The sequence below is a fragment of the Microbacterium sp. LMI12-1-1.1 genome, from assembly GCF_040676455.1.
Taxonomy (GTDB): Bacteria; Actinomycetota; Actinomycetes; order Actinomycetales; family Microbacteriaceae; genus Microbacterium.
This window is the reverse complement of sequence record NZ_JBEGIA010000016.1, coordinates 400,104-417,485: the sequence shown is the minus strand read 5'-3', so window position 1 is coordinate 417,485 and position 17,382 is coordinate 400,104. Positions and strand designations below refer to the sequence as shown.

Below are 17,382 nucleotides of genomic sequence, written 5' to 3'. Positions count from 1 at the left end.
GCGCTGCGACCATCCTATTCCCGTCGCGCTGCAGTGGGAGATTAGGTGGTCCTAACTTCTCTCGACGTCGAGAGATCTCGGAGCGCGTCGGCGGTCCCGTGGAAAACGCACCGAAACCTTTTGCCCTGCCCCAAAGCGCCGCCTAGCGTTTGTTGTACGCAAGAACATATGTGCCGCTCCGGCGATGCGTATGACCGACAACGATGTCAGGAGTTCCCCATGCGCCGATCTGTCCGATCACTTCTGGTGGCCACGGCCGCCGCTGCCCTCGTACTGCCTCTCCTGGGCGCGACGGCAGCGAATGCCGAGCCGCCCGGGTACAGCCACGCCGACAAGGACACCCTGCGCAACCAGGCGCCGCGCGATCTCGCCATCGGCAGCGCCGTCTGGGGCCAGCGGGACCTCGTCGACTACGACCGCAGCGCCCCCACCGAGTACCAGCAGGTCCTCAGCGCCCAGTTCTCGTCGCTCACGCCCGAGAACGACATGAAGTGGGATGCCGTCCACCCGGCTCCGGACGTATACGACTTCGCGTCCGCCGACGCGCTGGTCGCCTTCGCCAAGGCCAACCACCAGCAGGTGCGCGGGCACACGCTGCTGTGGCACAGCCAGAACCCGGCGTGGGTCACCGCGGCGAGCCAGACGTGGACGTGCGACCAGGCACGTGCGGTGCTCGAGGACCACATCCGCACCGTGGTGGGCCACTTCAAGGGCGAGATCTACGAGTGGGATGTCGCGAACGAGATCTTCCAGGACACCTGGGACAACGGCGGGGTGCGGCTGCGCACCGAGGCGAACCCGTTCCTCAAGGCCTGTGCCGCCGACCCGATCGCGCTCCTCGAGGACGCGTTCCGCTGGGCGCACGAAGCCGACCCCGAGGCTGTGCTGTTCCTGAACGACTACAACGCGGAGGGCATCAACGAGAAGACCGACGCGTACTACGCGCTCGCACAGCGGATGCTGGCCGACGGCGTGCCGCTCGGCGGTTTCGGCGCCCAGGGCCACCTCAGCCTGCTCTACGGCTTCGACACCTCGATCCAGGCGAACTTCGAGCGCTTCGCCGCGCTGGGACTGAAGGTGGCGGTGACCGAGGCGGACGTGCGCATCCCGCTGCAGGAGGGTGAGACCGGCCCGACGCCCGAGCAGGTCGCCGTGCAGGCCGAGCGCTACGACGCCATGCTGACGGCGTGCCTGAATGTGACCGCCTGCTCCTCGTTCACGGTGTGGGGATTCCCGGACGCCAACTCGTGGGTTCCCGACGTGTTCCCCGGTGAGGGCTGGGCGACGATCCTCGAGGACGACTACTCGCCGAAGCCCGCTTTCGACGCGATGCTCGAGTCGCTGCGCCAAGCGACCCCGGGCACTTCTCCGCGGCGCGGCTGAATCGGGTGCGACGGCGGCCGGCCGCGAGGTCGGCCGCCCTCGCGCGCGCGGGTTCGGCGGTAGCCTCAGAGGCATGCCAGGACCCATCGACGACTTCTACGCCGTGATTCCCGCAGGCGGCATCGGCAGCCGGCTGTGGCCGCTGTCGCGTGCCGACGCGCCGAAGTTCCTCCACGACCTCACCGGCTCGGGGCGCACCCTGCTGCGCGACACCTGGGACCGGCTCGAGCCGCTCGCCGGCCCCGACCGCATCGCGGTCGTGACGGGCCGCGCGCACCGCGCGGCGGTGGAGCGGGAACTCCCCGGCATCGCCGACAAGAACGTCTTTCTGGAATCCGAGCCCCGTGACTCCACGGCCGCGATCGGCCTCGCCGCCGCGATCCTCTCGCGCCGTGAGCCGGACGTCATCATCGGCTCGTTCGCCGCGGACCACGTCATCCGCGTGCCGCAGCTGTTCGAGTGGGCGGTGAACCAGGCGGTGGCCACCGCGCGTGAGGGGTACATCTGCACCATCGGCATCCAGCCGTCCGAGCCGTCGGTGGGGTTCGGCTACATCAAGAAGGGCGACGCGCTGTCGATCGACGGCGCGCCCGAGGCCGCGCTGGTGGAGAGCTTCGTGGAGAAGCCCGATCTCGACACCGCGAAGGAGTACTTCGCCGACCGCAACTACCTCTGGAACGCGGGCATGTTCATCTCGCGCGCCGACGTGCTCCTCGGCGAGATCGCCGAGAACGAGCCGCAGCTGTATGCGGGGCTGATGGACCTCGCCGAGGCGTGGGACGACCGCGAGGAGCGCGGACCGGTCGTCGACCGGGTGTGGCCGACGCTCAAGAAGATCGCGATCGACTACACGGTCGCCGAGCCGGCGGCCGCGAAGGGCCGCCTCGCCGTCATCCCCGGCCACTTCGACTGGGACGACGTCGGAGACTTCGCGAGCCTCGCCAAGCTCAACTCGCACGGCCGCAAGAACGACCTCGCGATCCTCGGCGAGAACGCGCGCATCCTGTCCGACGCCGCCAGCGGCATCGTGGTCAGCCAGACGCGACGCGTCATCAGCCTGATCGGCGTGCGCGACATCGTCGTCGTCGACACCGAGGACGCGCTCCTGGTCACCACGAGCGAGCACGCGCAGCGCGTGAAGGGCGTCGTCGACGCACTCAAGCTGAGCGGGCGCGGCGAGGTCCTCTGACCGGCCGCGCATTCGCGCGCACCAGCCGTCAGCAGGCGCGCGGACACCGGCGTGCACGGCAGGGCTGGGGCGGCGGCATCCGCTCTCCTCATCGCCCCCAGATTGCGTCTTTGTAACCTTTCGCGAACAGGGGCCTCTGGAGTACGCAAACGCGCCGTCACAGTGGGTAACTTTGTGCAGTCCCCGTGAAGGACGCGGGGGAACGTAGTGGAGGCTGAGTTGACCATCTCACGCACCAAGAAGCTCGTCGGCGTCACAGCCGCCGCGGGCCTGCTGATCGCCCTCGCGGGCTGCGGCTCCGCCCCTGAGGAGACGGACCCCACGGGCGACGCCGGCAACGTCGTCGAGGGCTTCACCCCCTGCCTCGTCTCGGACGACGGCGGGTTCAACGACAAGTCGTTCAACCAGTCCGCGCTCGAGGGCATGGAGCGCGCCGCCGACGAGCTGGGCGTCGAGGCCATCGAGGTCGAGTCGAGCTCGGCCAACGACTACGCCCCGAACCTCGAGAACCTGATCGCCGAGGGCTGCACGTTCATCGTGTCGGTCGGCTTCAAGCTGTCCGCCGACACGATCGCCTCGGCGAACGCGAACCCCGAGGTCAGCTACGCGATCATCGACGACTGGGCCGACAACACCGGCGCCACCGACGACGACGGCAAGGACATCGGCGACGGCACCACCGACGCCCCCAACATCAAGCCGCTCATGTTCGACACGGTCCAGGCCGCGTACCTCGGCGGCTACGCCGCGGCCGCGTGGTCCGCGAACGCCGGCGTCAACAAGGTCGGCACGTTCGGCGGCATCCCGATCCCGCCGGTCACGATCTTCATGGACGGCTTCGTCGACGGCGTCGAGAAGTACAACGAAGACAAGGGCGCCGCGGTCGAGACCTACGGCTGGGACGTCGAGGCCCAGCAGGGCTCGATGACCGGTGGCTTCGCCGCCAACGACACCGCCAAGCAGACCGCGCAGGGCATCCTCGACCAGGGCGTCGACGTGATCCTCCCGGTCGGTGGCCCGATCTACCAGAGCGCGCGCGACGCCATCACCGACGGTGGCACGGGCACGGTCATGCTGGGCGTCGACTCCGACCTCGCGGTCGCCGACCCGTCGGTCGCCGACATGGTGCTGGTGTCGATCATGAAGCGCATCGACGAGGCCGTCTACCAGGCGACCCTGGAGGCCTCCACCGGCGAGTTCGACGTGACCCCGTACGTCGGCACGCTCGAGAACGAGGGCGTCGGCCTGTCGGGCTTCGGCTCGTTCGAGTCGCAGCTTCCCGAGGGTCTGGCCGACGAGCTCGCCACGCTGCAGGAGCAGATCATCTCGGGTGAGCTCGAGGTGACCTCGCCCAGCTCGCCGTAAGGCAGCAGGAGACACAGCACGCGGCCGGGTGGACGAGACTCCACCCGGCCGCGTTCTTCCGAGCCCACCGGCGCGCACACCTGATGGCGCCATGGCCGACTGGATATATAGGGTGCAGATATGAAGCTCGAGCTCCGTGGGATCACGAAGCGTTTCGGGTCCCTCGTCGCCAACGACCACATCGATCTCGTGGTCCAGCCCGGTGAGATCCACGCTCTCCTCGGCGAGAACGGCGCCGGCAAGTCCACGCTCATGAACGTGCTCTACGGCCTCTACCAGGCCGACGAGGGGGAGATCCTCCTGGACGACGTCGTCCAGCACTTCCGGGGCCCCGGCGACGCGATGAACGCCGGCATCGGGATGGTGCACCAGCACTTCATGCTCATTCCCGTCTTCACCGTCGCCGAGAACGTCATGCTCGGCCACGAGGACACGAAGGCGCTCGGAGCGCTCGACCTGGGCAAGGCCCGCCAGCACGTCCGCGCGGTCGCAGAGCGATTCGGGTTCGAGGTGGATCCCGACGCGATCGTGGGCGACCTGCCCGTGGGCGTGCAGCAGCGCGTCGAGATCATCAAGGCTCTCTCGCGCGACGCGAAGGTGCTCGTCTTCGACGAGCCCACAGCGGTCCTCACCCCGCAGGAGACCGACGAGCTGATGGCGATCATGCGCCAGCTGCGCGACGAGGGCACCTCGATCGTCTTCATCACCCACAAGCTGCGCGAGGTCCGGGCGGTCGCCGACCGCATCACGGTCATCCGGCTGGGCAAGGTCGTCGGCGAGGCGTCGCCGACGGCGTCCAACGCCGAACTGGCGTCGCTCATGGTCGGCCGCGCGGTCGAGCTCACCGTGCACAAGGACGCGCCCAAGGTCTCCGACGCGGGCGGCCTCGAGGTGCGCGACCTCCGCGTCGTCACCGCCGACGGCACCGTCGTCGTCGACGACATCAGCTTCGACGTGCGCCCGGGGGAGATCCTGGCCGTCGCGGGCGTCCAGGGCAACGGACAGACCGAGCTGATCGAGGCGATGGTGGGTCTCGCCGACCGCGTGAGCGGATCGATCGAGCTCAGCGGGGTCGAGCTCGTGGGCAGGAGCGTGCGCGCCATCCTCGACGAGGGCGTCGGTTTCGTTCCCGAGGACCGCACCGAGGACGGACTGGTCGGCAGCTTCTCCGTCGCGGAGAACCTGATCCTCGACCGGTCGGGCGACAAGGCCTTCGTGTCGGGCGGCACCATCCGCCGCGGAGTGCTCGACGACTTCGCGAAAGCGCGCATCGCCGAGTACGACATCCGGACCCAGGGAGCCGACGTCCCCGCCGGAACGCTCTCGGGCGGCAACCAGCAGAAGGTCGTGATCGCCCGCGAGATGAGTCGCGATCTCAAGATCCTGGTCGCGGCGCAGCCCACGCGCGGCGTCGACGTCGGCTCGATCGAGTTCATCCACAAGCGCATCGTCGAGACGCGGGATGCCGGCATCCCCGTCGTCGTGGTCTCGACCGAGCTCGACGAGGTCGCGGCGCTCGCCGACCGCATCGCGGTGATGTACCGCGGCGCGATCGTGGGCATCGTGCCCGGTGACACCCCCCGTGACGTTCTCGGTCTCATGATGGCCGGCGAGAAGCCAGAGGAGGCGGCCCTGTGAGCGGTCAGATCCCCGCCGCGAGCGGCGACCCGCTGAAGGGCCTGCCTCCCGAACAGCTCCCGCCCGTCTCCGGCCCCCTCACCGGATCGCCCGACATCCCGGCACCGACCCCCGAGGCGCCCGGCGCCGTCGATGGCGAGGTGCCGCCCCCGCCGCGGCAGAACGTCTTCATCAAGGACCTGCTGCGCAGCAACTGGGTCACGACGGTCCTCGCGATCGTCGTCGCCATGATCGTGGGCGGCATCCTGATGGCGCTCACCGACGAAGACGTCCAGGAGTCCGCCGGCTATTTCTTCGCCCGGCCGGGCGACACGTTCGCAGCGATCTGGAGCGCGGTCTACGGCGGCTACGAGGCGATGTTCCGCGGCGCGGTGTTCAACCCCCGCGCCAACGACTTCGCGACGCAGATCCGTCCGCTGACCAACACCCTCGGCTTCGCCGCCCCACTCATCGCCGCCGGTCTCGGCGTGGCGCTGGCGTTCCGCGTGGGCCTGTTCAACATCGGCGGCCGCGGCCAGATCCTCATCGCGTGCGCGACGGCGGCGCTGCTGACGTACAACCTCGACCTTCCGATGTTCCTCCAGCTCCCGCTGACGCTCGCCGCGGGCATCGCCGGCGGCGCGATCTGGGGTGGCATCGTCGGTGTGCTCAAGGCCCGCACGGGTGCGCACGAGGTGATCCTCACGATCATGCTCAACTACGTCGCGTTCTATCTCGTGACGTGGATGGTGCGCACCCCCGGCATCCTGCAGCGTCCCGCGGGCGACCAGCCGATCTCGGCGGCGACGCCCGCGAACGCGCAGTTCCCGGACCTCCTCGGGCCCCGCTTCCCGCTCCTGGACTGGGGCTTCATCATCGTCATCGCGGCCACGGTGTTCGTGTGGTGGCTCGTCGAGCGCTCGAGCCTCGGCTTCCGCCTGCGCGCGGTCGGCGAGAACCCGCATGCCGCACGGGCATCCGGAATCTCGGTGCAGCGCATGTACATCTACGCGATGCTCTTCGCCGGCGGCCTCGCCGGCCTCGCCGGCATGAACCAGATCCAGGGCTCGGTCACCGCCGGGTTCGACGGGCTGATCGATGCCGGCATCGGCTTCGACGCGATCACCGTCGCGCTGCTCGGCCGCAGCCGGGCATGGGGCGTGTTCGCCGCGGGCATCCTGTTCGGGGCGCTGAAGGCGGGATCGTTCACCATGCAGGCCTCGCAGGGGATCCCCGTCGACATCGTGCTCGTCGTGCAGTCGCTGATCGTGCTGTTCATCGCGGCGCCGCCGCTCGTCCGCACGATCTTCTTCCTGCCGAAGACCGACGCAGAGAAGGCCGCGAAGGCGAGAGCCAAGGCTGCGAAGAAGGCGGTGTCCGCATGACCGCGCTTGCTTCGGCTCCCGTGCCTGACAGCACGATCCAGCTCTCCACGGTGAAGGTGCGCCACCTCAAGCTGCCCGTGACCCTCGCGATCGCCACCGTGCTGCTCGCGCTGCTCTTCCTGTTCGTCCCGCGCAACGGCGTCTCGACGTTCCGGCTGGGCGACCCCGGATCGTCGATCGCACTGCCCAATGTCAGCGTTCCGACCGCGCTGACCTGCTGGATCGTGGTCGCGCTCCTGGTGCTGCTGACGTTGTGGGCGTTCTGGGACGCCGTCTCGTATCGCCGTACCGGGATCTGGCTGCCGATCGTGTTCGGATTCCTCGCCATCTTCGCGTTCCTGGTGTGGGCCTCGGCAGGCGGTCTGGTGCCGGTCACCGGATTGCTGTTCGGGTCGCTGTCGCTCTCGGTGCCCCTCATCTTCGGTGCGCTCGGAGGTGTCATCGGCGAGCGCGTCGGTGTCGTCAACGTGGCGATCGAGGGGCAGTTCCTCTTCGGCGCGTTCAGTGCCGCGCTGCTGGCGAGCATCACGCACAACCCCTTCGTCGGGCTTGTCGGAGCGATGATCGGCGGCGTCCTGGTCGCATTCGTCCTGGCGGCGTTCTCCATCAAGTACCTCGTCGACCAGGTGATCGTCGGTGTCGTGCTCAACGTCCTCGTCACGGGTCTCACCGGTTTCCTCTACGGTGCGCTGCTCGTTCCGAACGAGGCGGAGCTGAATCGGCCGGTGCGCTTCACGCGCTGGGAGATCCCGGTCCTCAGCGAGATCCCCATCATCGGGCCGGTGCTCTTCAACCAGACGTTCATCGTCTACCTCATGTACATCACCGTGGCCGTGGTCGCGTGGGGTCTCTACCGCACTCGCTGGGGTCTGCGTCTGCGGGCAGTGGGCGAGCACCCGCAGGCCGCGGACACCGTGGGTATCAAGGTGAACATGAGCCGCTTCTGGAACGTCTCGCTCGCCGGGGCGATCGCCGGGATCGGCGGTGCCTACTTCACGCTGGTGTCGGTCGGACAGTTCACCAAGGAGATGACCGCAGGTCTTGGCTTCATCGCTCTGGCCGCCGTGATCTTCGGCCGGTGGGACCCCGTGCGTGCGACGCTCGCGGCATTGCTCTTCGGCTTCGCGACGAACCTGCAGAATCTCCTGACCGTGCTGCGGACCCCGATTCCCAGCGAGTTCATGCTGATGCTGCCGTACTTGGTGACCATCATCGCCGTCGCCGGCTTCGCCGGGCAGATCCGCGGCCCCGCCGCCGCGGGCAAGCCCTACATAAAGGGGTGACCGTGCCCGCCGCGACCGTGACGAGCGACGGATGCCGAGCCGCGGCATCCGGACCCGCCGCCGCCGACCCTCCGGATACCCGGACAGTCGGGCGGACGGTCCGGTGGGCTCGACGCAACGGCAGGGGACCCCTGTGACGCTTTCCCTCACCGTGAACGGAGTCCTGAAGTGACCGATATCGACTGGGACGAGCTGCGCGCCGCCGCGACCGATGCCATGCAGCGCGCGTACGCACCGTACTCCCGCTACAAGGTGGGAGCCGCCGCGCTCGTGACCGACGGGCGCATCGTCACCGGCTGCAACGTCGAGAATGCGTCGTACGGCGTGGGGCTGTGCGCGGAGTGCGGCCTCGTCAGCGAGCTGCAGATGTCGGGCGGAGGAGGCCTCGTGGCCTTCGTGTGCGTGAACGGCCACGGCGACACGATCATGCCCTGCGGACGCTGCCGGCAGCTGCTCAACGAGTTCGCCATCCCGGGCATGCTGCTCGAGACCGTGTCGGGCATCCGCACGATCGACGAGGTGCTGCCCGACGCGTTCGGCCCGCGGGATCTCGAGGAGGCGGCGCGATGACCGGTGACGCTGTCGAACCGTTCGACGCGGTCGACGTCATCCGCGGCAAGCGCGACGGCGGCGCCGTGGCGGAGCCGGCCCTCCGCTGGATGGTCGACGCGTACACCCGCGGCTACGTCGCCGACTCGCAGATGGCGGCGTTCGCGATGGCGGTGCTCCTCAACGGGATGACGCGCGACGAGATCCGCGTCATGACCGACGCGATGATCGCGTCGGGGGAGCGCATGAGCTTCGCCGGACTCGGCAAACCCACCGTCGACAAGCATTCGACCGGCGGCGTCGGCGACAAGATCACGCTGCCGCTCGCCCCGCTGGTCGCCTCGTTCGGCGTGGCGGTCCCACAGCTCTCGGGCCGAGGGCTCGGTCACACCGGCGGCACGCTCGACAAGCTCGAGTCGATTCCGGGGTGGCGCGCGGCGCTGTCGAACGACGAGATGTTCGCGCAGCTGCGCGACGTCGGCGCGGTCATCTGCGCCGCCGGCTCCGGGCTCGCGCCCGCCGACAAGAAGCTGTACGCGCTGCGCGACGTCACCGGCACCGTCGAGGCGATCCCGCTCATCGCGTCGAGCATCATGTCGAAGAAGATCGCCGAGGGCACCGACTCGCTCGTGCTCGACGTGAAGTTCGGCTCGGGGGCGTTCATGCGCGACGTCGACCGCGCGCGCGAGCTGGCCCGCACCATGGTGGCGCTCGGCACCGACTCGGGCGTCGCGACGACCGCGCTCCTCACCGACATGAACACGCCGCTCGGGCTCGCCATCGGCAACGCGAACGAGGTGCGCGAGTCCGTCGAGGTGCTCGCCGGCGGCGGCCCCGCCGATGTCGTGGAGTTGACCGTCGCGCTCGCCCGCGAGATGCTCGCGCTCGCGGGGCAGCCGGACGCGGACGTCGAGGCGGCACTGCAGAACGGCCGCGCGATGGACGCCTGGCGCGCCATGATCAGCGCGCAGGACGGCGATCCGGATGCTGCGCTGCCCGTCCCGAACGAGACCCACACGGTCACGGCAACGCAGGCCGGATACGTCACCGGCATGGAGGCACTGCCGTTCGGCATCGCCGCGTGGCGCCTCGGTGCCGGTCGCGCGCGGGCGCAGGACCCGGTGCTGCATGCCGCGGGCATCGACCTCCACGTCAAGCCAGGCGATCAGGTGGCTGCCGGCCAGCCGCTGTTCACCCTGCTCGGCGAGGATGACTCGCGCTTCGAACGCGCCCTCGACGCCGTCGACCGCGCGTGGCAGATCGGCGCCGAGGCGCCGGCTGCCGCTCCTCTCGTCCTGGAACGCATCACCGCCTAGGCTGGGTCAGTCCCGCGCCGGGATCCGGCGCGGCGCCGGGTCGCGGCATCCGTCCTCCACCCCCACTCGCGATCGCAATCGAGGAGAAATCCATGCCCATCGACCAGCACGGCGACGCCATTCTCGACGGTCTGTCGCTCCGGAGCCTGCCCAAGGTGTCGCTGCACGATCACCTCGACGGCGGCGTGCGGCCGGCGACGATCATCGAGCTGGCCGATGCGATCGGGCTCGATGTCCCGGAGTCCGAGCCGGACGACCTGGCGGACTGGTTCGCCGAGAAGAGCGATTCGGGTTCCCTCGTGGAGTACCTGAAGACGTTCGACCTCACGACCGCCGTGATGCAGACCCGCGAGGGCCTCACGCGCGTCGCGCGGGAGTTCGTCGAGGACCTTGCCGCCGACGGCGTGATCTACGGCGAGGTGCGGTGGGCGCCCGAGCAGCACCTCGCGCGAGGGCTGTCGCTGGACGAGGTCGTCGCCGCCGTCCAGGAGGGCATCGAGGAGGGTGAGGATGCCGCTGAACGTCGGGGCAACGACATCCGCGTCGGTCAGCTGATCACCGCGATGCGTCACACCGACCGGTCGCTGGAGATCGCTCGCCTTGCCGTCGAGTGGCGCAACCGCGGCGCGGTCGGCTTCGACATCGCCGGCCCCGAGGACGGGTTCCCCGCCTCGAACCACCGCGATGCCTTCGACTACCTCGCGTCGGAGTTCTTCCCCGCGACCGTCCACGCCGGTGAGGCGGCCGGGCTCGAGTCGATCCGCTCGGCACTCATCGACGGCCGTGCGCTGCGGCTCGGCCACGGCGTGCGCATCGCCGAGGACCTCGAGGTCGTCTCCCGCGCCGGCGAAGAGGTGCTGGTGCAGTTCGGCGACCTCGCCCGCTGGGTGCGGGACCGCGAGATCCCGCTCGAGCTGTCGCCGTCGTCCAACCTGCAGACGGGTGCGATCGAGCGCTGGGGCACGACGATGGAGGACCACCCCTTCGACCTGCTGTACCAGCTCGGCTTCTCGGTGACCGTGAACGTCGACAACCGCACCATGAGCCGCACGTCGCTGACACGCGAGCTCGCGCTGCTCGTCGAGACCTTCGAGTACGGGCTCGACGACCTCGAGGCGTTCCAGCTCAACGCCGCGGCCGGCGCCTTCCTCCCCGTGGAGGAGCGCGAGGAGCTCATCGACCTCATCGCCGAGGGCTTCGACGCGTAGTCGCTTCGCAATCGGAGAGCGGATGCCTCGCTCGGGGCATCCGCTGCTCAGCGGCGTCCTGGTTGCCGGATCCTGCACTCCTCGACCGCGCCGAGCATCGGTCGGCCTGGCGACGCGGTCCAGGATTCGCGCCTTCTGGGCGCGGGGAGCCCGGGATTCCTGGACCGGACCCAGGTGCGAGCCGGTGTGCCGAGGTATGCGGTCCAGGTTTCGCAGGTTCCGGAGGCCGGGTCCCTGGGACTCCTGGACCGGACCCAGGTGCGAGCCGGACCGCCGACCGCACGCGCGCCGTGCGACGCCGTCGGACCGCGCCTCCTCCACAGCGAGGTGAACTGTGGCGATGCGCACAGATCAGGTCAGCTGGGACCAGACCGCGCGGCCGCTGCGCTGGACTCGGGTGCGTGACGACAAGGGAATCCCCGTTCGGCAGCGAGCCGTTCCGGGTCGGCGACGCCATTGCCCGCGGGGTCGGGCGCGGAGCGCTCGACGGACCGCTCTTCGAGCGACCTTTCCACGGAGTCCGCGAGTGGCGGCACGTCGACGAACTCGACGCCCGCCCCTCGGCGCAGCTCTCGCGGAGCGAGCTTCGGTTGCGCGCTTTCCGAAGGCGCGGCAGGCAGTTCGCTACGCGCATGCACGAGAGCGACTTCTTCAGTCACTCCACCGCGCTGATCCTCCACGGGGCACCGACGCCCGACGTGTGGGACGAGGTGATTCACGTCTCCGCGATCAGACCGCGGAATCCCGCCCGTACGAAAACCGTCGTATCGCACCGGCTGGCGACGCGAGAGCCCGCCTCGCAGCGGGTGGCGGGACTGCGCCTCGAAGCGCCGGATCGGGCCTGGGTGCAGGCATCGGCTCATCTCTGCGATGTGGAGCTCATCGTTGCAGCCGACTTCCTCGTCGCGCTCCGCCGGCGGCTGGCCACGATCGATCAGCTGCGCGCCGAGACGTCGAGGGCGCGATGCGCCCGACTGCAGCCGCTGCTCGACCGGGTACGCGAGGGTTCGGAGTCGCCGCGGGAGACGAAGCTCCGCTTGGAGCTGACCGATGCGGGACTGCCTGAGCCGGAGTTGGCGCTGGAGTTGATCCGGCCCGATGGCAGCCTCGCCGCGCGCCTCGACCTGGCGTACCCGGCGTACCGTGTCGCCGTCGAGTACGACGGTCGACAGCACGCCGAAGATGTCTACCAGTTCGCCCGCGATGCCGACCGGTGGCGAGACATCGCCGAGCTCGATTGGCAGCTGGTCAGAATCCTCCATCACCACCTGACGCCCGACCCGAGCGTCGCCATCGACCTCGTCCGCCGGGCATTGGTGCGCGCGGGATGGCGTCCTTAGCTGTCGCGACATCGGAAGTGGCCCGGATACGCAGGCGCGACCGAGTTGAGTGCGGTCCGGGTTGTGCAGGTTCTGAGTCCCGGAAACCGGAGATTCCTGGACCGAGCGGCTGAGAACGGCGGATGCCTCGGCTCGGGGCATCCGCTGCTCAGCGGCGTGCGACGCCGGGATGCGTGGCCAGGTACGCCTCGAACGCCTCGGCGGACGTCTTGCCGGGCGTGTAGCCGAAGTCCTGCTTGAGGGCGCGGTTGGCGAGCACCGGACGATGGCGCAGGAAGCCGACCTGCTCGGGGCCGTGGACGGTGAGGCGCAGCATCCGCCCCACACGGAGGCCGAAGCCGAGGACGCCGGCGGGCACGGTCACGACCGGCTTGCCCAGGCGCTGCGCGATCTCCGGCACGGTGACGCGGCCGTCGCCGGCGACGTTGTAGACCCCAGGGGGCCCGTCGGTGGCCGCGCGCGCCATCGCGGCGGCGACGTCGTCGACCCACACGAAGACGAACGGCGACTCCGAGCCGCGCACCCTGAGCAGCGCCCGGCCGTCCCAGAGCGCGGTGATCTGGTTCTGCACCGTGGGACCGAGGATCGTGCCGATGCGGAACACCACCTGCTCGAGCTCGGGGTGCGCGGTGCGGTAGCCGGCGAGCAGCTGCTCGACGAGGCGCTTGTGCTTGGAGTACGGGAACTCGTCGTTGCCGCGCACGGGGTCGGACTCGCGCAGCCACTCGGGATTGTCGGCGTGGTAGCCGTACGCGGCTCCTGACGACGACACCACGACGCGCCGCACGCCGGCCTCGACACACGCCTCGAGCACGTGGCGCGAACCGTCGACGTCGACGCGGTACTCGAGGTCGTGGTCGCGCCCGGGATTGACGATCGCGGCGAGGTGCACGACGACGTCGATGCGGTGACGCTCGAGCAGTGGCACCAGTCCGGCGGCGCGCGTCACGTCGCAGTCGTCGTACACGACCCCCTCGATGGGATGCTCGGGACGCCGCACGTCGCCCGCCACGACCAGGTCCACGTCCGGGTGCGCGACGAGCGCTGCGGCCACGTGCGACCCGAGGAAGCCGGCGCCGCCCGTGACCAGCACCCGCACGCGCTCGTGGCGGACGCGGTGCGCAGCGGGATCGGTAACGGTGATCGGCTGCGTCGAGAGGCTGCTCAGCGCGGCGGCAGCGCGCGCCGCGCTGGTGTGCCCGGCGCGGCTCATTCCGGTGCTCCCGCCGAGGCGCCGGGTTCCGCGGCGCCGGACCGGGGGTTCCCGCTCCGCACCGCGTGGCGCGAGGCGTCGCCCTTCGCCGACCCGGTGCGCCGCCTGGTGTGGCGGGCCCAGAGGGCGGCGACGGCGAGACCGGCGATGATGTCCCAGATGCCCCACCAGCCGGCCACGATGGCCATGCCGCCGAGGCCGCCGAAGAACGCGAAGACGAGGCCGAGGCCGAGACCCGCATTGCGGATGCCGACCTCGAACGTCATCGCCTTGCGCTCCCGCGTGCCGAGGCCGCCGACGACGGCGGTCGTGTAGCCGATGCCCAGCGCCACGGCGTCGTGGATGGTGACGACGAGGACGATGATGCCGAGGAACGCCACGAAGTAGGCCCAGTTGCCCGCGAGCGCGGCCACGATGAACCCGACCAGCGCGATCAGCGAGAACCACTTCACCCACGGCTGGACTCTTCCCGCGAAGACCGGGAACCGGTTGCGGATGAACAGGCCGAGGGCGAACGGCACGCCGATGATGAGCAGGATGTCGCCGAGCATCGACCACGGGTTGAGCTCGACCGCGACGAGCAGGTCTCGCGCCGTGGGGTGGAGCGACCCCCAGAACGCGACGGAGAGCGGCAGCACGAAGATGTAGAGGAGGTTCGACACCGCCGTCATCGACACCGACAGCGCGACGTTGCCCCCGGAGCGGTGCGTGAGCACCTGCGAGATATTGCCGGGCGGGCAGCAGGCGACGAGGATCATGCCGAGCGCCATGGACGGTGTCACGGGCAGGATCAGGGTGAGCCCGAAGGTCACCGCCGGCAGCACGACGAGCTGAGCCAGGATCGCGATGACGAAGGGCTTGGGCTTGCGGGCGACGACCTTGAAGTCGTCGATGGTGGTGTCCAGCGCGATGCCGAACATGATGAGCCCGAGCACCACGTTGAGGATGACGAGCGTCCCGGGAATGAAGTTGAGCAGGACGTCGTCCGGGTTCATGCCGTCACCTTCTTCTCGGCGGTGTGCGGCTCACTGCCCTGCACGCCGATGCCCTGCCGCGCCGAGCGGGCCCGCCGCGACGGCCGGGTGGCGGCATCCGTCCTCAATGCCTGCGTGGCAGCGCGGACGGCGCGGCGGTAGGCGTCCTTGTTGACGTAGTACGACATGCGTTCGAGGCCGAGGTAGTGGTACCCGCCTGTCAGGTCCGGCCAGGGTTCGCTGATGACCCTCGTGCGGAAGGCCGCGGCGCGGTCGGGGTGGCGCTCGAGCGCCGCGAGGTAGGCCGCGATGAGCTCGGCCTGCTCGTAGCGCCCCTGCCAGCCGATTCCGGATGCCTCGATCATGCCCATCACGTAGAGCCCGTTGAACGACGGGGTGAACGCGTTGAGGAAGAGGCGCGGTGCCATGCCGTTCCAGGCGAGCGCGCTGCGATCGACGAACGGGTAGTCGAGCTTGTACCCGGTGGCGAGGAGCACGGTGTCGTACTCGCCCGACGAGCCGTCGCGGAAGCGGACGGTGCGGCCGTCGAAGCGGTCGATGTCGGGCACGATGCGCAGGTCGCCCTGGCCGAGGTGGTTGAGGATGAGCGTGTTGACGATCGGGTGCGACTCGTAGATCTTGTAGTCGGGCCTGGGGAAGCCGAACCGCACCGGGTCGCCGGTGAAGGCGCGCAGCACCCGCGCGTCGACGAACTGCTTGAGACGAGCGGGCAGCGGCCGCCCCTGGTTGAGCGTGTCGGACGGCTTGCCGAAGAGATACCGCGGCACGAAGTAGTAGCCGCGACGCACGCTCATGTCGACGGATGCCGCGTGATGCACGGCGTCGACGGCGATGTCGCAGCCGGAGTTGCCGGCGCCGATGATGAGGACGCGCTTGCCGGTCAGCTGGGTCGCGGACTTGTAGGCGCTGGTGTGCAGGAGCTCGCCGCTGAACTCGCCGCGGAACGCCGGGACGTTCGGCTCCGCGAGCGTGCCGTTCGCGAGGATCACCCCGTCGTAGCGCTGCTGCGTCGCCTCGCCCGTGCCGCCGGCGTCACCGGCGGTGCCGGTGGCCCGCAGCATCCAGCCGCCGTCTTCCGTGCGGTCGAGCGACGTGACCCTCGTGTCGAAGCGGAAGTGCTCGGTCAGCCCGAAGTGGTCGGCGAAGTCGCGGAAGTATGTGATCAGCTCACGGTGGCTCGGGTAGTCCGCCGTGGTGCGCATGGGGAACTCGGAGAACTCCGTCGTGGTCCGCGACGAGATGAGGTGCGCCGAATCGTACATCGTCGAGCGCGGGTTCTCGATGTCCCAGAGGCCGCCGACGCCGCGTGACGCCTCGAACCCGTCGAAGTCGATCCCGGCCTTCTGCAGGGCGCGGGCTGCCGACAGCCCCGATGGCCCGGCGCCGATGATGGCGTAGCGGTGGTCGCTCATTGATCCTCACGTTCGTCGATGCGCACGTCCTCGTGCCGGCGTGACGATTCCGCCGACAGAACACTAAGCGTGAAGCGGCATCAACCGAAATCGGTGCGCGGCCCCGGTGTACCAGGCGCCACCGCCGACCGCCGGACGTCGGCAGTCGTCACATGAACACTGCCAGGATGCCGCGCACCAGCACCACCGTCGCACCGGCCCAGGCGAGCGCGAGCATGGCTGCCCGGGCGATCCGCGGTGAGACGTTGCGGGAGAGGATCGTGCCGATCGCGATGCCGGCGATGGTCGCTACGACGAGGGTGCCGACATCCTCGACGGGGGAGACGGGAAGCCCCCGGAGCGCCACCGAGACGATCCCGAACACGGCGAAGATCAGCTGCGCACTGGCCGCGAAGCTACGCTGCGGCCAGCGGTCGCCGACGGCGTAGGCCGCCAGCGGTGGACCGGACAGGCCGCTCGCGACGTGCATGAAGCCGGCGGCGGAGCCGGACACGACGGCGCCCATGCGGCCGGTCAGCGACGCGGAGAGCGCGGAGATGCGCCCCGCCAGCAGCGCGAGATACGCCATCGCGGCGATGAGCAGCAGCAGGGCGGCATCCGGGAGGAGGTGCACGAGCAGGGCGCCGAACGGCGCGGCCACGATCCCGGGCCAGATGAGCCACCACGAGCGTGCCCAGTCGATCTGGCGCCACACCAGCGGGATCGCGGTCAGTGCGGCGACGAGCGCCAGCAGCACACCGAGGGTGACGCCCTCCACGGGTCCGTAGAGGAGCACGATGGGGCCGACGAGCACGAGCACGAAGCCGAGCCCGGTGATGCGCTGGATGACCGCAGCGACGAAGGCCGCGATCGCCGCGAGGATGACGGTCACGGGATTCCAGTCTAGGCGGGAGGTGCCGGTCGTTCAGCCCGGCCCGTCGGCTCGGGGCGTTTCGTCTCGGTCGCCGGCGCTCCCTCGCTCACGACCGGGACGTGGGCTATCCGGTCGTTGAGCGAGCCAGGAACGAGCGAGTCGAAACGCGCAGGATGCGGTCGAGACGCCGGCCCGGCGGCCTGTCGGTTCGGGGCGTTTCGTCCCGGTCGCTGGCGCTCCCTCGCTCAACGACGGGGACGTGGGCTATCCGGTC

At 69.7% G+C, this 17,382-nt stretch carries 14 protein-coding genes; 10 read left to right on the top strand and 4 right to left on the bottom strand.

What is annotated here, in order from left to right; genetic code table 11:
• Window positions 1–219: 219 nt before the first annotated feature.
• From MRBLMI12_RS19945 to MRBLMI12_RS19900, 10 genes are all read left to right on the top strand, one after another.
• The gene (locus MRBLMI12_RS19945) at window positions 220–1,383 is read left to right on the top strand and encodes an endo-1,4-beta-xylanase (RefSeq protein ID WP_363357924.1); all 1,164 of its coding nucleotides are present in this window, start codon (window positions 220–222) and stop codon (window positions 1,381–1,383) included.
• 73 nt (window positions 1,384–1,456) lie between these two features.
• On the top strand, window positions 1,457–2,572 hold the full coding sequence (locus MRBLMI12_RS19940) for a mannose-1-phosphate guanylyltransferase (RefSeq protein WP_363357923.1): 1,116 nt from the start codon (window positions 1,457–1,459) through the stop codon (window positions 2,570–2,572).
• A gap of 219 nt (window positions 2,573–2,791) precedes the next feature.
• Entirely contained in the window at window positions 2,792–3,937 is a 1,146-nt protein-coding gene (locus MRBLMI12_RS19935; RefSeq protein WP_349426730.1) for a BMP family lipoprotein, read from the top strand.
• A 120-nt stretch (window positions 3,938–4,057) separates the two neighbouring features.
• Window positions 4,058–5,575 (top strand): ABC transporter ATP-binding protein, encoded by a 1,518-nt coding sequence (locus MRBLMI12_RS19930; protein WP_363357922.1) that lies wholly within the window; start codon window positions 4,058–4,060, stop codon window positions 5,573–5,575.
• Window positions 5,572–6,939, top strand: coding sequence for an ABC transporter permease (locus MRBLMI12_RS19925; RefSeq protein WP_363357921.1), 1,368 nt, complete (start codon window positions 5,572–5,574; stop codon window positions 6,937–6,939). Before MRBLMI12_RS19930 ends, MRBLMI12_RS19925 begins: the two co-directional genes overlap by 4 nt.
• Window positions 6,936–8,222 carry an ABC transporter permease gene (locus tag MRBLMI12_RS19920; protein ID WP_363357920.1) on the top strand — a complete coding sequence of 429 codons (1,287 nt, stop codon included), beginning with the start codon at window positions 6,936–6,938 and terminating at the stop codon, window positions 8,220–8,222. The genes MRBLMI12_RS19925 and MRBLMI12_RS19920 overlap by 4 nt, the downstream gene beginning before the upstream one ends.
• Window positions 8,223–8,390: 168 nt before the next feature.
• Window positions 8,391–8,792: a cytidine deaminase gene (locus MRBLMI12_RS19915; RefSeq protein WP_163620590.1), complete on the top strand. Its 402-nt coding sequence runs from the start codon at window positions 8,391–8,393 to the stop codon at window positions 8,790–8,792.
• A complete protein-coding gene (locus MRBLMI12_RS19910) occupies window positions 8,789–10,087 on the top strand; it encodes a thymidine phosphorylase (RefSeq protein WP_363357919.1) in 1,299 nt (432 codons plus the stop codon). The genes MRBLMI12_RS19915 and MRBLMI12_RS19910 overlap by 4 nt, the downstream gene beginning before the upstream one ends.
• Window positions 10,088–10,179: 92 nt before the next feature.
• A complete protein-coding gene (locus tag MRBLMI12_RS19905; protein WP_363357918.1) occupies window positions 10,180–11,295 on the top strand; it encodes an adenosine deaminase in 1,116 nt (371 codons plus the stop codon).
• A gap of 632 nt (window positions 11,296–11,927) precedes the next feature.
• Window positions 11,928–12,635: a hypothetical protein gene (locus MRBLMI12_RS19900; protein WP_363357917.1), complete on the top strand. Its 708-nt coding sequence runs from the start codon at window positions 11,928–11,930 to the stop codon at window positions 12,633–12,635.
• A gap of 148 nt (window positions 12,636–12,783) precedes the next feature.
• On the opposite strand, the gene MRBLMI12_RS19895 is transcribed toward MRBLMI12_RS19900, so the two are convergent.
• From MRBLMI12_RS19895 to MRBLMI12_RS19880, 4 genes are all read right to left on the bottom strand, one after another.
• Window positions 12,784–13,848 (bottom strand): SDR family oxidoreductase, encoded by a 1,065-nt coding sequence (locus MRBLMI12_RS19895; protein WP_363357915.1) that lies wholly within the window; start codon window positions 13,846–13,848, stop codon window positions 12,784–12,786.
• The gene (locus MRBLMI12_RS19890; protein ID WP_363357914.1) at window positions 13,845–14,843 is read right to left on the bottom strand and encodes a bile acid:sodium symporter family protein; all 999 of its coding nucleotides are present in this window, start codon (window positions 14,841–14,843) and stop codon (window positions 13,845–13,847) included. Before MRBLMI12_RS19890 ends, MRBLMI12_RS19895 begins: the two co-directional genes overlap by 4 nt.
• Window positions 14,840–16,255, bottom strand: coding sequence for a flavin-containing monooxygenase (locus MRBLMI12_RS19885; RefSeq protein WP_363357912.1), 1,416 nt, complete (start codon window positions 16,253–16,255; stop codon window positions 14,840–14,842). Before MRBLMI12_RS19885 ends, MRBLMI12_RS19890 begins: the two co-directional genes overlap by 4 nt.
• A 148-nt stretch (window positions 16,256–16,403) precedes the next feature.
• Window positions 16,404–17,126 carry a TSUP family transporter gene (locus MRBLMI12_RS19880; protein WP_363357911.1) on the bottom strand — a complete coding sequence of 241 codons (723 nt, stop codon included), beginning with the start codon at window positions 17,124–17,126 and terminating at the stop codon, window positions 16,404–16,406.
• Window positions 17,127–17,382 lie beyond the last annotated feature (256 nt).